Below are 13640 nucleotides of genomic sequence, written 5' to 3'. Positions count from 1 at the left end.
CGGTGTCGTTACCGCGGTGCGATGTGGAAGAGCTTGGCGAGCGCGTTGATCTTCTTGGCCTTCGCCAGCCTGGGGAGGTCGCTGCCGTCCCGCACCCGGGAACCGTCCTCGCCGAGGTCCGCGATCACGTCGCGTGCCCATTCGGCCTCGGCCGGGGACGGACTCAGTGCGTCGTTGACCGGAGCCGTCTGCGCGATGGTCATGCACAGCTTCCCGGTCATCCCCATCGACAGGGTGAGCGCCGACGCGCGGATCAGCGCGTCGATGTCGGTGCCGAGGGTGGGGCCGTCGATCGGCGGTGCGATCCGGGCGGCCCGGCTGGCGACCGTCAGCCGGGAGCGGGGATACGCCATCGCCAGCGGTGAGTCGTCCATGCCGGTGTCGCGACGGAAGTCGCCGCTGCCGAACGCCAGGCGGAAGGTGGCCTCCGTCCGGGCGATCTCGGGTGCGGCCTCGAGCCCCATCGCGGATTCGACGAGAGCGAGCACCTTCGTGCCCTCGGGGAGTCGCTCGGCGGTCGCGTCGACCTGCATCCCGCTCTCGGTCTTGGCGAGCATGACGCCCTCGAGTCCGGGCACACCGTGCAAGGCTGCCAGGTCGTCCGCCCAGTAGGGCGTGGTGGCGTCGTTGATCCGCACCCACGCGCGGCGGTTCTCGCCGAGCCAGGCGACCACGTCGGCCCGGGCCCGGGGTTTGCGGTCGGGAGTGACGGCGTCCTCGAGGTCGAGGATCACCGCGTCGGCGGCGCTGGTGTGTGCCGCCTCGAAACCCTCGGGTTTGCCGGCGGGAACCAGCAGCCAGGATCGTGCTTGTTCAGCCGCGATGCGCGGTGCCACAGTCGTCTCCATGTCGGCCTTCACAGTCGTGCCGTTCCGGTGATATCCACGACAGTAATTCTGCTCGCAAGGCGGCGGCGCAATCCACTTGCGTAACTATTGTTCAGTTAGAAATTACTGTTCAGGCGCCGCTGCCGGTTCGCCGCCCGCCGGATCTGGATGATGCGGACACCGCCCGCGAGGGCCATGATCACCGCGCCCGCAATCGCCGCGAACAGCAGAGTGACGCCCAGCGGGAGCGTGAAATCCCAGCCGAACAGTTCGAGGGTCACGCTGTCGAGGTTCTGCAGAATGAACACGAGAAGCAGTACCAGAACGACGATTCCGATCACCAGGCCGGTCCAGGTGGCACCCACCCGCGTGTGCTTGATGCCCTTGCGGCGGGCGACGTCGGGATGCTCGGTGCCTGCCGGTGACGTGTCGGGCTGTGTCGGGTCCGTGGGCGCCGCTCCGGTACCGGGACCACGACCGGCCGGGACGTCCGGTGGGAAGTTCGAAGGGTCGTCCGGTGTTGTCGACATGAGTTGATCTTCACCCACCTGGGCGGGTTCCGCATGCGCATCGGGCGGCGAAACAACGTCGATCAGGCATCCGCACGACAACGACCCCCGAATCAATGGGACAATGGAGAAACTATGGCTGTCTCGCTTCCCCTCGTTTTCACCGCGCCCCGGCGTGGGATGCCCCCCAAGCATCTCGCGGACCTCGACTCCACCGAGCGGCGGGAGGCCGTCAAGGAGCTGGGACTGCCCGGGTTCCGGGCCGACCAGCTGGCCCGGCAGTACTACGCGCGGCTCGAGGCGGATCCGGAGAAGATGACCGACCTCCCGGCCGCCGTGCGCGAACAGGTGGGCGCGGCGCTGTTCCCGACGCTGCTCACCCCCGTCAAGCACCTGGCCTGCGACGGGGGCGACACCCGCAAGACGCTCTGGAAGGCGAACGACGGGACGCTGCTGGAAAGCGTCCTCATGCGCTACCCCGACCGCGCGACGCTGTGCATCTCCAGTCAGGCCGGGTGCGGAATGGCGTGCCCGTTCTGCGCGACCGGTCAGGGCGGGCTGCAACGCAACCTGTCGACCGCCGAGATCGTCGACCAGGTGCGTGCCGCCGCGGCCGCCCTGCGCGACGGTGACGTCCACGGCGGTCCGGGCCGGTTGTCGAACGTCGTGTTCATGGGCATGGGGGAGCCGCTCGCCAACTACAAGCGCGTGGTCGCCGCCGTCCGCCGCATCACCTCGCCCGCCCCCGACGGCCTCGGGTTGTCGCAACGCTCGGTGACGGTGTCGACGGTGGGGTTGGCGCCCGCGATCCGCAAGCTCGCGGACGAGGACCTCAGCGTGACGCTCGCCGTGTCCCTGCACACCCCGGACGACGAACTGCGCGACACCCTGGTCCCCGTGAACAACCGCTGGTCGGTGGCGGAGGTCCTCGACGCCGCCCGCTACTACGCGGACAAGTCCGGTCGCCGGGTCTCCATCGAGTACGCGCTGATCCGGGACGTGAACGATCAGCCGTGGCGCGCCGACCTGCTGGGCAAGAAACTGCGCAAGGCGCTCGGACCGCTGGTGCACGTGAATCTGATCCCGCTGAACCCCACACCGGGCAGTGAGTGGGACGCGAGCCCGAAGCCGGTGGAGAAGGAATTCGTCCGGCGCGTGCTGGCACAGGGTGTGTCCTGCACGGTGCGGGACACCCGCGGCCAGGAGATCGCCGCCGCCTGCGGCCAGCTCGCCGCCGAGAACTGAGTATTTCGTCACGCAGGCCCATACGACGAAACCCCTCGTCCCCGAGTGATCGGGGCGAGGGGTTTCGTTCGTGGTTCGGTATTACCGGGGCTTGCGCCGCAGGACGATGTCACGAATGAGGATGAAGAACATCACGGCCGCGCAGCCGATCAGCCACAGGTCCTCGACGAAACCCCTGTGGTTTCCGATGATCATGAGCAGCAGGAACACGGCGAAGAACCATCCGAAGAACCGGAACGTCTTCGGCGCCTCACCGCTCCAGCCCCATGCCGCCGACGGGACCTCCGCGGTGTCGATGTGTGCGGCCACGATGGGGTCGCTGGACGAGGGCTCCAACTGGGTACCGGCCACGATCGATCCTCCTGCAGATTCGGTTGCGCTACTCGACATATCGTGACATACGACTGCCCGTCGTATGTAGTGGGGCCATCCATGGCGGGCGGTCCGCATTCGATCAGGAACAATGGGCGGGTGGATGAAAACAGGCCCACTCGCGTCCTGCTGCTCGGCAGCACAGGTTCGATCGGCACCCAGGCGTTGGAGGTGGTGGCCGCCAACCCGGACAAGTTCACGGTGGTGGGGCTCGCAGCCGGTGGCGGAAACGTCGAACTGCTGGCCCGGCAGATTCGCGAGACGGGTGTGTCGTCCGTCGCAGTCGCGGATCCGGGCGCGGCCGCAGCGCTGGATCTGCCCGGGGTGCTGAGCGGATCCGGCGCCGTCACCGAACTCGTGCGCACCACGGAAGCGGACGTCGTGCTCAACGCACTGGTCGGTTCGCTGGGCCTGGAGCCGACACTGGCCGCGCTCGAGTCCGGTGCGCGGCTCGCCCTGGCCAACAAGGAGTCGCTCGTCGCAGGCGGGCCACTCGTGACGGCGGCCGCGGCGCCGGGACAGATCGTGCCGGTCGACTCCGAGCATTCGGCGCTGGCCCAGTGCCTGCGCGGCGGCAGCGCGGACGAGGTGGACCGCCTGGTCCTCACCGCCTCCGGCGGACCGTTCCGCGGCTGGACGGCCGACCGGCTGGAATCGGTGACACCCGAGCAGGCCGGCGCCCACCCCACGTGGTCGATGGGGCCGATGAACACGCTGAACTCGGCGACCCTCGTCAACAAGGGGCTCGAACTGATCGAGACCCACCTGCTGTTCGGCGTCGACTACGACCGGATCGACGTCACCGTGCACCCGCAGTCCATCGTGCACTCGATGGTCACGTTCACCGACGGCTCGACGCTCGCGCAGGCCAGCCCACCGGACATGAAGCTCCCGATCGCGCTGGCCCTCGGCTGGCCGCACCGGGTGGCGGGCGCCGCCGCGGCCTGCGACTTCAGCACCGCGTCCACCTGGGAGTTCGAGCCACTCGACTCGCAGGTTTTCCCCGCCGTCGACCTCGCCCGCGAGGCGGGCAAGGGTGGGGGATGCCTCACCGCCGTCTACAACGCTGCGAACGAGGTCGCCGCTCAGGCATTCTTGGACGGGATCATCCGGTTCCCGCGCATCGTCCGCACCGTCGCCTCCGTGCTGTCCGAGGCGGACGAGTGGTCGGCGCCACCGGCTACCGTGGAAGACGTACTGGCCGCCGACGGCTGGGCACGTGAGCGAGCACGTCAGCTCGTGAAGCAGGAAGGCTAGAACTGCATGGTGTTCGCAGTGGGCGTTGTTCTCTTCGCCCTCGGGATCGCGTTGTCGATCGCACTTCACGAAGCGGGGCACATGTGGGTGGCGCAGGCCACCGGCATGAAGGTCCGCCGGTACTTCATCGGCTTCGGACCCAAGGTCTTCTCCTTCCGCCGCGGTGAGACCGAGTACGGGCTCAAGGCGCTCCCGCTCGGCGGGTTCTGCGACATCGCCGGGATGACGGCGCTGGACGAACTCGAACCGGACGAAGAAGACCGGGCCATGTACAAGAAGCCCACCTGGAAGCGCCTCGCGGTGATGTCCGGCGGCATCGGCATGAACTTCGTCCTCGGCCTCGTGCTGGTGTACGTCCTCGCCGTCGGCTGGGGCCTGCCCGATCTGAACCGGTCCACCGACGCGGTCGTCGGGTCGGTCGGGTGTGCGGCGCCGACCCAGGGGCCCGGCCCCGACTTCGCCCTGTCCGAGTGCACCGGCCCGGGCCCCGCCGAGCAGGCGGGCATCAGGACCGGCGACGTCATCACCGCGGTCGACGGCAAGGACACGCCGACGTTCGCCGACGTGGCCGCCGCGACCCGTTCGCTGTCCGGTCCGGTCGACTTCACGGTCGAGCGGGACGGCGAGGAACAGACGATCGTCGTCCCGGTCCAGCAGGTGCAGCGCTGGGTCCAGGAGAAGGGCGAGACCGAACCGCACGAGGCGACGGTCGGTGCGATCGGCATCGGCGCGACCCCGAGCGTCGTCGAGCACTCGGCCCTCTCCGCGGTTCCTGCCTCGTTCGAGTTCACCGGCGACATGTTCGTGATGACCGCCGAGCGGATGGTGCAGATGCCGAGCAAGGCCGTCGACCTGTGGCACGCGGTCACCGGCGGCGAACGCGACCCGGAGACCCCGATCTCGGTGTACGGCGCGAGCGTCATCGGCGGTCAGATCGCCGAACAGGGCATCTGGGAAGCATTCGTGCTGCTGCTGGCGAGCCTGAACTTCTTCCTCGGAATGTTCAACCTGCTTCCGCTGCTGCCGCTCGACGGCGGGCACATGGCGGTCACCGTCTACGAACGGGTCCGGGACTGGTTCCGCAGCAGGCGCGGGCTTCCGCGCGGCGGACCCGTCGACTACATGAAGCTCCTGCCCGTCACCTATGTGGTGATCGTCATAGGCGGCGCATACATGCTCCTCACGCTGACCGCCGACATCGTCAACCCGATCAAGCTCTTCCAGTGATCGCTGGGCCTTTCGGCGCTATCCCGGTCCTTGTGGTCCGGGATGGCCGATCTGGTTTTGTCGGACCGTGGGGTTAGTGTCTGGGTTATGGCGGGGAGGGTGGTGAGGCGGGCGTTCAAGTACCGTTTCTATCCGACTGCGGTGCAGGCGGAACAGCTTGCTCGGACGTTCGGGTGCACCCGGTATGTTTACAACCGGGCGTTGGCCGAGCGGTCGCGGGCGTGGTCGCAGGAGCGGCGTCGGGTGACCTATGCGGATACCTCGAAGATGCTCACGGGATGGAAGCGGGATGCCGAGACGGAGTGGTTGGCGGAGCCGTCGAAGGGGCCGTTGCAGGAATCGCTGCGGCAGTTGCAGGGCGCGTTCGAGAGGTTCTGGCGCAAGCGGGCCGGCTACCCGAAGTTCAAGAGGAAGGGCCGGTCGAAGGATTCGGCGACCTACTATTCGAACTGCTTCACCTACCGGGGTGGGCAGGTCCGGTTGGCCAAGCAGTCCGAACCTCTGGATATTCGGTGGTCGAGGCCGCTACCGGAGGGGGTGACACCGTCGCAGGTGACGGTGTCGCGCAATGCTCGCGGTCAGTACCACATTTCGATCCTCGTCGAGGACACGATCAGCGAACTCGAGCCGGCCGATCGGGTGGTCGGGCTCGATGCCGGGATCACCAGCCTGTACACGCTCTCGACGGGGGAGAAGATCACCAACCCGCGCCACGAGCGCGCGGACCGTGCGCGGTTGGCGAAGGCGCAACGGGTGCTGGCCAAGAAGCAGAAGGGATCCCGGAACCGGGCCAAGGCCCGACTGAAGGTCGCGAAGATTCATGGTCGGATCGCCGATCGGCGGCGCGATTATCTGCACACACTCTCCACTCGGCTGGTGCGCGAAAATCAAGTGATCGCCATCGAGGATCTGAGTGTGCGGAACATGGTCAAGAATCGGTCGTTGTCTCGGGTGATCTCGGATGCGGGGTGGTCCGCGTTCCGGTCGATGCTCGAGTACAAGGCCGACTGGTACGGGCGGCGGGTGGTGGCGGTCGATCGGTTCTGTCCGTCGTCGAAGACCTGCTCGGTGTGCGGGGTGATCGCCGGGGCGATGCCGCTGAACGTGCGGGAGTGGACATGCCGATGCGGCGTCGTCCACGATCGGGATGTGAACGCGGCAAGGAACATTTTGGCCGTCGGACTGGCGGTGGCAGCCTGCGGAGATGGTGTGAGACCACCTCGCACCTAAGGTGTGGGGAGGCGACTGTCGGTGAAACAGGAACCTCGGGACGCGAGTCCCGAGGAGAATCTCGGTCGTTCACGGCCGAGAGGACGTCAACGCTAAACTCGGACTTGAAGCTACGAAAGAAGGCACCCACGTGACCAGCCCTGTCGGATTGGGTATGCCCGAAGGCCCGGCCGCCGTTCTCGCACCTCGCCGCAAGACTCGCCAGCTCCAGGTCGGATCTGTCGGTGTCGGCAGCGACTTCCCGGTATCCGTGCAGTCGATGTGCACCACCAAGACGCACGACGTCAACGCCACGCTGCAGCAGATCGCCGAACTCACGGCATCCGGTTGCGACATCGTGCGCGTCGCCTGCCCGCGGCAGGAGGACGCCGACGCGCTCGCGACCATCGCGAAGAAGAGCCAGATCCCGGTCATCGCCGACATCCACTTCCAGCCGCGGTACATCTTCGCCGCGATCGAGGCCGGCTGCGCCGCCGTCCGCGTGAACCCCGGCAACATCAAGGAGTTCGACGGACGCGTCAAGGAGGTCGCGAAGGCGGCAGGCGACGCCGGCATCCCGATCCGGATCGGCGTCAACGCCGGATCCCTCGACCCGCGGCTGATGCAGAAGTACGGCAAGGCCACGCCGGAGGCGCTCGTCGAGTCCGCGCTGTGGGAGGCGGGACTGTTCGAGGAACACGGGTTCGGCGACATCAAGATCTCGGTGAAGCACAACGACCCGGTGATCATGGTCGAGGCCTACCGGCAGCTGGCGGCGCAGTGCGACTACCCGCTGCACCTGGGTGTGACCGAGGCCGGTCCCGCGTTCCAGGGCACGATCAAGTCGGCGGTCGCGTTCGGCGCGCTGCTGGCCGACGGCATCGGCGACACCATCCGGGTGTCGCTGTCCGCCCCGCCCGCCGAGGAGATCAAGGTCGGCACGCAGATCCTGCAGTCGCTGAACCTGCGGCCCCGCAAGCTCGAGATCGTGTCGTGCCCGTCGTGCGGGCGCGCCCAGGTCGACGTGTACACGTTGGCCGACGAGGTGACCGCCGGACTCGAGGGCATGGAGATCCCGCTGCGCGTGGCCGTCATGGGGTGCGTCGTCAACGGTCCCGGTGAGGCCCGCGAGGCCGATCTGGGCGTCGCGTCCGGCAACGGCAAGGGACAGATCTTCGTCAAGGGCAAGGTCATCAAGACGGTGCCGGAGGCGCAGATCGTCGAAACGTTGATCGAGGAAGCGATGCGGATCGCCGAGGAGATGGAGGGCGACGCGACGTCCGGATCTCCCGTCGTGACGGTCAGCTGACCCGGCGCCCGCAGCGGGCGACGAAACGTCTCCCGTTTCCGGCGAGTTCGTGGCAATCTGGTGGGCAGGTCCACTAGCTGACAAGGTTGGGTAGATGCTCAAGCTCCTCGGTGCCAAACAGTTGAGCAGTCGGGACGCAGCACACGTGCTCCGCGTTCTCGACGCCGATCCTGTCGCCGCCTGCATGGTTGCCGCTCGCGTGGAAGAGGGCGGTATCGATCCCCGGATGATCCACGGAGAGTTGTGGAGTCGGGGCGGGCCGCTCGAATCGTTGTGCTTCTCCGGCGCGAATTTCGTGCCGCTGCGGGGCAGCATCGACGACATGCGGGCGTTCGCCGACCGCGCCTGTCGCACGCCGCGCATGTGCTCGTCGCTGGTCGGGCGGGCCGAGTTGACGTTGCCGTTGTGGGAGATGCTCGAGCTGGATTGGGGGCCTGCCCGCGAGGTCCGGCCCGATCAGCCGCTGCTGGCGCTGGCGAGTACGCCGCAATGCCGCCCGGATCCGTTGGTCCGGCAGGTGCGGATGCACGAACTCGAGCAGTATCTGCCTGCCGCGGTCGCGATGTTCATCGAGGAGGTCGGCATCGACCCCCGCGCCAACGACGGCGGTCGAGGATACCGGCGCCGCGTCGCCAATCTCATCGCCGCAGGCCGGGCGTGGGCGAGATTCGAGGACGATCAGGTGGTGTTCAAGGCCGAGGTCGGTTCGGTGTCCGCGCGGGTCGGGCAGATCCAGGGCGTCTGGGTGCACCCGATGTACCGCGGGCACGGGTTCGGCGCGGCGGGCACCGCGACGGTCGCGGAGGCCGTCATCGCGGAGGGCCGCATCGCCAGTCTCTACGTCAACAGTTTCAACACGGTGGCCCGCAGTGCGTACGCACGCATCGGCTTCAGGCAGGTCGCGACGTTCGCCACAATTCTCCTGGACTGACGCGCTGGCCCGCCTACCGTGTCGGCGGTGTCCGCCGACATAGCATGGGCGGCGATGAACCTGCGGCCACACTCTCGCTCCCGCGTCGTCCAGTCGATCGCCCTCTGCGGCGCCGCTGTGCTGACGGCGGGTCTCGCCGCGTGCACGCCGAGACCGGACGGTCCGGAACCGGCGGCGCAGGCGTTTCTGACGGCGTTCGCCGAGCAGGATTCGGAGCAGGCCGCCGACCTGTCGGATCGCCCGGACGTGGCCCGCCAGGCCCTCGAGTCCGCGTGGACGTCGCTGCAGGCCGAGTCGCTCGACGCCCGGACGACGGACGTCGACGTCAGCGGTGACACGGCCACCGTCGGGTACACGTACGAATGGCATCTGCCGAAGAACCGGGTCTGGGCGTATTCGGGTGAACTGCAGATGGGGCGGCGCGGCGGCGACTGGGCCGTGCGGTGGAGTTCCACGAACGTCCATCCCCGGCTGGGGGACCGGCAGACGATGTCGCTGCGGTCCACCGCAGCTCCCCGGGCGCGAGTCAACGAGCATTCCGGTTCGGACGTCCTCGTCCCCGGCGTGGTGTACCGCGTGAAGTTCGATGCGGCGCAGTCGGGCAACGTGATCGGCAGCGCCCAGTCCCTCGCGTCGGCGCTCGTCACGTTCGACAACACGCTCACCGCGCAGTCGATCGCCGAATCGGCGACGGCGGTCAAGGGCGACTACCTCGTCACCCGGTTGCGGTCGGACGATTACGAACAGGTCGCCGGTGTGCTCGGCGCCATTCCCGGGGTGAGCGTGTCCGACGAGGCGGACCTCGTCGCCACCGACCGGAACTTCGCACCGGATTTGGTCGGCCAGGTGAAGAAGACCGTGATCGACGAAGTCGACGGCAAGGCCGGCTGGAGCGTGGTCACGGTCAACCAGAACGGGGTGGACACGGACGTGCTCACCGAGACGGCGCCGCAGACCTCCCCGTCGTTCTCGATCAGCCTGGACCGTCCCATCCAGATCGCCGCGCAGAACGCCGTCAACGCCCGCACCGACCAGACCATGATGGTCGTCATCCAGCCGTCGACCGGCGACGTGCTGGCCGTCGCGCAGAACAGGGCGGCGGACAAGGACGGACCGGTTGCGCTCACCGGCCTGTATCCGCCCGGTTCGACGTTCAAGATCATCACCGCCGGCGCCGCGATCTCCTCGGGCATCGCGACACCCGACACGATGGTGCCGTGTCCCGGACGCATCGAGATCGGTGAACGCAGCGTCCCGAACTACAACGAATTCGCGCTCGGCACCGTGCCCATGGCGACGGCGTTCGCCCGTTCGTGCAACACGTCGTTCGCGAAACTCGCCAGCGAGATGCGGCCCGACGCACTGACGGTCGCGGCATCGCAGTACGGAATCGGGCCCGACTACGACGTGGTCGGCCTGCCCACCGACTCGGGTTCGGTGCCGCCCGCCGACGACCTCGTGCAGCGGACCGAGGACGGGTTCGGTCAGGGCAAGGTGGTGGTCAGTCCGTTCGGGATGGCGTTGGCCGCGGCGACCATCGCGCACGGCACGACGCCGGTGCCGCGGTTGATCGCGGGGCGGGAAACCAAGATCGACGGGGAGCATCCGCCGATCAGCCCGGAGATGGTCGACGGGCTGCGCGGAATGATGCGCCTCGTGGTGACGAGCGGTACCGCCGAGCGGATCGAAGACCAGGGCGAGGTGTACGGCAAGACCGGTGAGGCCGAGGTCGAGGGCGGCTCGCACGCCTGGTTCGTCGGATACCGCGGCGACCTGGCGTTCGCGACACTGGTGGTGCGCGGCGGCAGTTCCGACAACGCCGTCGCCGTCACCCGCGACATGTTCGCCGCCCTGCCCGAGGGGTACTGACCCGGCGGCTGTCCACCGATCGGGGGACGCGGAATTCATCCTGTTCGGGGGCTGATCGGTGGACAGACTTCACCGTCGGCGCCGTCCATAGTTGGTTGCAGAAGGAAGAACCCGCACAGCCGGGATCGAAAAGCCAACGTGGACAGGAAGTCGGACCATGACCATCAGTGCAGAAGTGAATTGCGTGGAGACAGCGAACCGCACCCGGCGGGTGTTGTTCGTCGGGCGCCCGGGCGCCGGCACCGAGCTGACGCGGTGGGTTGCGTTGCGGCAGTGGGCTTCCGACCGTGGAGTCGAATCGATCACCGAATGTGAGGGTGACGTCGTCTGCGCGATCGCGACCGAGGACGTTCTGGACGGACTCTGTTCGCCATCCGATGCGATGGCGATGCAGCTGGCGCGGGCTCGAGGGGTGCCCTGCGTCGGCGTTCGCGACGCACACGTGCTCGAGGACGCGATCTGACATGTCATTCGAGATCATCGAGCGCGGCGAAACCCTCGTGGCCGGGCTCCCCGTGCGCAGCCCCCGGCGGGCGTTGGGACAGCTGAGCGACCCTCGTCTCGACCGCGCCTGGACGAGGGTGCTCCACCACGAGGTCGGCGGGCCGCTCGCGTCCACCTACATCGACTTCGCGCCCGACGTCGAGTCGTATTACACCCAGATCGTCGGGTACGAGTGCGCGACGGTGGACGACGCCACGCGGGGCCACGTCATTTCGCGGATCCCGCCCGGCACGTACGCGAAGTTCTCCTCGCGGGGCATGTTCCCGGACGTCATGTTGCGGCTGTGGGCGCAGGTCAGCGAGGCGGAGGCGCACGGCGACATCGAGCGGACGTACACCGGCGACCTCGAGGCGTATCCGCACGCCTACGCCGTCGACCTGTACATCCCTATCCGCGTGGACGAGTCCGCCGGACCGTCGAATGCAACAGGTGAGAAGTTATGATCGAGATCGTCAAGAGGCAGGCCGAATCGTTCGTGGGCCTGACCATCCCCGAAGGAAAACCCGGACGTCCCGGGCAGGGCCGGGAACTCGTCGACTTCACCGTGGAGCGGATCAGGGATCGGGGGATCTCCGAGATCTTCGTCGTCTACGCGGCATCCCCGCCGCCGCGCACGTTCACGGTCGTCGTCGGGTACCCGTGCGATTCGACCGACAAGATGGAGCCCGGCGACGTCCTGGTCGGCGTTCGTTCCGGCTATTTCGCCCGATTCCGGTGCGAGGACGAATCGGAACCGGACGCGCTCGCCGAGACGTGGAGCGTCGCGGACTACGCGGCGGCGCGCGGCCGGATCGAACGCGCTTTCACCGAGGATCTGGAGGTGCATCATCCGGACGGGTCGGTCGAACTGTTCCTCTCGCTGTGCTGAGCGGCGAACGGCCGGTCGCGGAAGCGAAACCAGTACTGCCGTGTCACTCGTGCTCGGCGAGTTTCTCGGGGTCGATCTCGGGCCCGCCCTTGCCGAGCCTCTTGTTCACGACGACGGTCCCGGCCCACAGCACGACACCGATTCCGAGGAGGATGCCCGCGATCTGGTACTGCACCGCGGGGCGGTCGGCGAAAGGTGTGACGAGGAAGCCGCACGTGAGGGCGCCGATGATCGGCAGGATGGTCGGTACCCGGAAATGCTTGTGCTCCACCGGTTGCCTGCGCAGGACGAGCACGGTGATATTGACGATGGTGAACACGCCCAGCAGCAGCAGCGCCGTCGTGCCGCCCAGTTCGGGGACCTCACCGACGAACGTGATGAGGCCGAACGCGAGGAGCGTCGTGAAGACGATCGCCACGTACGGGGTGCGCCTCGTGGAGTGCACGCGGCCGAGCGGGGGTGGCAGGACGCCCTCCCGGCTCATGCCGTACAGCAGCCGGCTCGCCATCAGCATGTTGATCAGCGCCGTGTTGGCGACGGCGAACATGGTGATGAACGCGAAGATCCCGATCGGGAAGGCGGGCGCCCCGGCCTGAACGACCTTCAGCAGCGGAGTGTCGCCCTCGCCGAGTTCGCTCACCGGCACCAGCGCGATCGCGGTGACCGACACGAACACGTAGATGCAGCCGGTGATGATGAGACCGGTCAGCAGGACCTTCGGGAAGATGCGGCTCGGTTCCTTGCATTCCTCGGCCATGTTGACCGAGTCCTCGAACCCGACCATCGCGAAGAACGCGAGGGCGGTCCCTGCGACGACCGCGCCGAGCGCGGATCGGTCGCCCGTGTCGAACGTGGTGACCCGCGAGAAGTCGCCGTCGCCGACGCCGAGGGCCCACAACCCGATCATGATGATGATCAGGAGTCCGGACAGTTCGACGCAGGTGAGCACGACGTTGGTCTTGACGCTCTCGCTGACCCCGCGGAAGTTGACGAGACCCACCAGCGTCATGAATCCGAGACCGAGCAGGGTGATGCCGATCCCGGTGGAGAAGTCGAGGTGGAACGCCTCGACGAAATTGGCTGCGAACGCCCGCGACGCCGTCGACGCGGACGTGATTCCCGAGCACATCACGGCGAACGCGACCATGTACGTGAGGAAGTGCACCCCGAACGCCTTGTGCGTGTACAGCGCGGCGCCGGCGGCCTTCGGGTACTTCGTGACCAACTCCAGGTAACTGAACGCGGTGATGATCGCGACGACGAACGCCACCAGGAACGGCAGCCACACCGCGCCCCCGACCTGATTGGCCACCTTGCCGGTGAGCGCGTAGATGCCGGTGCCGAGGATGTCGCCGACGATGAACAACAGGAGCAGACCCGGGCCCATGACCCGCTTGAGGCTCGGTTGTTCGGGCGAGTTCGAACCCGGGGTGTTCGAATTCGTGGCGTCCGTTGTCGATCCCATCACCCACCGCCTTTCGCTACCGCCTGCGTCCCTCGTTCGAGAAGACGC

Annotated in this window: 14 protein-coding genes; 10 read left to right on the top strand and 4 right to left on the bottom strand. The window is 67.6% G+C overall.

Annotation, left to right across the window (positions count from 1 at the left end):
• Positions 1-8: 8 nt before the first annotated feature.
• Both CJ179_RS04280 and CJ179_RS04275 read right to left on the bottom strand, forming a co-directional pair.
• Positions 9-860, bottom strand: coding sequence for a CoA ester lyase (locus CJ179_RS04280; protein ID WP_174705456.1), 852 nt, complete (start codon positions 858-860; stop codon positions 9-11).
• A gap of 83 nt (positions 861-943) precedes the next feature.
• On the bottom strand, positions 944-1357 hold the full coding sequence (locus CJ179_RS04275; RefSeq protein ID WP_072937824.1) for a lipopolysaccharide assembly LapA domain-containing protein: 414 nt from the start codon (positions 1355-1357) through the stop codon (positions 944-946).
• Between the two features lie 114 nt (positions 1358-1471).
• On the opposite strand from CJ179_RS04275, the gene rlmN reads away from it, so the two are divergent.
• The gene (gene rlmN, locus CJ179_RS04270) at positions 1472-2581 is read left to right on the top strand and encodes a 23S rRNA (adenine(2503)-C(2))-methyltransferase RlmN (protein ID WP_095860763.1); all 1110 of its coding nucleotides are present in this window, start codon (positions 1472-1474) and stop codon (positions 2579-2581) included.
• 81 nt (positions 2582-2662) lie between these two features.
• Here rlmN and CJ179_RS04265 read toward each other — a convergent pair whose 3' ends face one another.
• A complete protein-coding gene (locus CJ179_RS04265; protein ID WP_072937825.1) occupies positions 2663-2932 on the bottom strand; it encodes a DUF2631 domain-containing protein in 270 nt (89 codons plus the stop codon).
• An 81-nt stretch (positions 2933-3013) separates the two neighbouring features.
• Here CJ179_RS04265 and dxr point away from each other — a divergent pair, with 81 nt between their 5' ends.
• The 9 genes from dxr to CJ179_RS04220 all read left to right on the top strand — a co-directional run bounded on the left by dxr (position 3014) and on the right by CJ179_RS04220 (position 12127).
• Positions 3014-4210 carry a 1-deoxy-D-xylulose-5-phosphate reductoisomerase gene (dxr, locus tag CJ179_RS04260; RefSeq protein WP_373560132.1) on the top strand — a complete coding sequence of 399 codons (1197 nt, stop codon included), beginning with the start codon at positions 3014-3016 and terminating at the stop codon, positions 4208-4210.
• Positions 4211-4216: 6 nt separating this feature from the next.
• Positions 4217-5437, top strand: a complete 1221-nt coding sequence (locus CJ179_RS04255) for an RIP metalloprotease (protein ID WP_095860762.1) — start codon at positions 4217-4219, stop codon at positions 5435-5437.
• A gap of 87 nt (positions 5438-5524) precedes the next feature.
• Positions 5525-6667, top strand: a complete 1143-nt coding sequence (locus tag CJ179_RS04250) for an RNA-guided endonuclease TnpB family protein (RefSeq protein WP_095860761.1) — start codon at positions 5525-5527, stop codon at positions 6665-6667.
• 130 nt (positions 6668-6797) lie between these two features.
• Positions 6798-7955 (top strand): flavodoxin-dependent (E)-4-hydroxy-3-methylbut-2-enyl-diphosphate synthase, encoded by a 1158-nt coding sequence (gene ispG / locus CJ179_RS04245; RefSeq protein ID WP_072937829.1) that lies wholly within the window; start codon positions 6798-6800, stop codon positions 7953-7955.
• A 94-nt stretch (positions 7956-8049) separates the two neighbouring features.
• On the top strand, positions 8050-8886 hold the full coding sequence (locus tag CJ179_RS04240; RefSeq protein WP_015890310.1) for a GNAT family N-acetyltransferase: 837 nt from the start codon (positions 8050-8052) through the stop codon (positions 8884-8886).
• A gap of 54 nt (positions 8887-8940) precedes the next feature.
• Positions 8941-10755: a penicillin-binding transpeptidase domain-containing protein gene (locus CJ179_RS04235; protein ID WP_179377534.1), complete on the top strand. Its 1815-nt coding sequence runs from the start codon at positions 8941-8943 to the stop codon at positions 10753-10755.
• A gap of 157 nt (positions 10756-10912) precedes the next feature.
• On the top strand, positions 10913-11218 hold the full coding sequence (locus CJ179_RS04230; RefSeq protein ID WP_072937830.1) for a hypothetical protein: 306 nt from the start codon (positions 10913-10915) through the stop codon (positions 11216-11218).
• Between the two features lies 1 nt (position 11219).
• Positions 11220-11702, top strand: coding sequence for a GyrI-like domain-containing protein (locus tag CJ179_RS04225; RefSeq protein WP_095860760.1), 483 nt, complete (start codon positions 11220-11222; stop codon positions 11700-11702).
• On the top strand, positions 11699-12127 hold the full coding sequence (locus CJ179_RS04220; RefSeq protein ID WP_072937832.1) for a hypothetical protein: 429 nt from the start codon (positions 11699-11701) through the stop codon (positions 12125-12127). Before CJ179_RS04225 ends, CJ179_RS04220 begins: the two co-directional genes overlap by 4 nt.
• A gap of 43 nt (positions 12128-12170) precedes the next feature.
• Here the strand turns inward: CJ179_RS04220 and CJ179_RS04215 are convergent, their stop codons facing one another.
• Entirely contained in the window at positions 12171-13592 is a 1422-nt protein-coding gene (locus CJ179_RS04215; RefSeq protein ID WP_072937833.1) for an APC family permease, read from the bottom strand.
• Positions 13593-13640 lie beyond the last annotated feature (48 nt).

The organism is Rhodococcus sp. ACS1 (assembly GCF_002300155.1).
In the GTDB taxonomy this organism is placed as follows: Bacteria; Actinomycetota; Actinomycetes; order Mycobacteriales; family Mycobacteriaceae; genus Rhodococcus_F; species Rhodococcus_F koreensis.
This window is presented reverse-complemented; position numbering and strand designations above follow the sequence as displayed.

Excerpts from the sequence above, each read along its gene's own strand:
- CJ179_RS04275 (WP_072937824.1), bottom strand. The coding sequence starts at position 1,357 with ATGTCGACAACACCGGACGACCCTTCGAACTTCCCACCGGACGTCCCG.
- rlmN (WP_095860763.1), top strand. The coding sequence starts at position 1,472 with ATGGCTGTCTCGCTTCCCCTCGTTTTCACCGCGCCCCGGCGTGGGATG.
- dxr (WP_373560132.1), top strand. The coding sequence starts at position 3,014 with ATGGCGGGCGGTCCGCATTCGATCAGGAACAATGGGCGGGTGGATGAA.
- CJ179_RS04255 (WP_095860762.1), top strand. The coding sequence starts at position 4,217 with ATGGTGTTCGCAGTGGGCGTTGTTCTCTTCGCCCTCGGGATCGCGTTG.
- CJ179_RS04250 (WP_095860761.1), top strand. The coding sequence starts at position 5,525 with ATGGCGGGGAGGGTGGTGAGGCGGGCGTTCAAGTACCGTTTCTATCCG.
- CJ179_RS04240 (WP_015890310.1), top strand. The coding sequence starts at position 8,050 with ATGCTCAAGCTCCTCGGTGCCAAACAGTTGAGCAGTCGGGACGCAGCA.
- CJ179_RS04235 (WP_179377534.1), top strand. The coding sequence starts at position 8,941 with ATGAACCTGCGGCCACACTCTCGCTCCCGCGTCGTCCAGTCGATCGCC.
- CJ179_RS04230 (WP_072937830.1), top strand. The coding sequence starts at position 10,913 with ATGACCATCAGTGCAGAAGTGAATTGCGTGGAGACAGCGAACCGCACC.
- CJ179_RS04225 (WP_095860760.1), top strand. The coding sequence starts at position 11,220 with ATGTCATTCGAGATCATCGAGCGCGGCGAAACCCTCGTGGCCGGGCTC.
- CJ179_RS04220 (WP_072937832.1), top strand. The coding sequence starts at position 11,699 with ATGATCGAGATCGTCAAGAGGCAGGCCGAATCGTTCGTGGGCCTGACC.
- CJ179_RS04215 (WP_072937833.1), bottom strand. The coding sequence starts at position 13,592 with ATGGGATCGACAACGGACGCCACGAATTCGAACACCCCGGGTTCGAAC.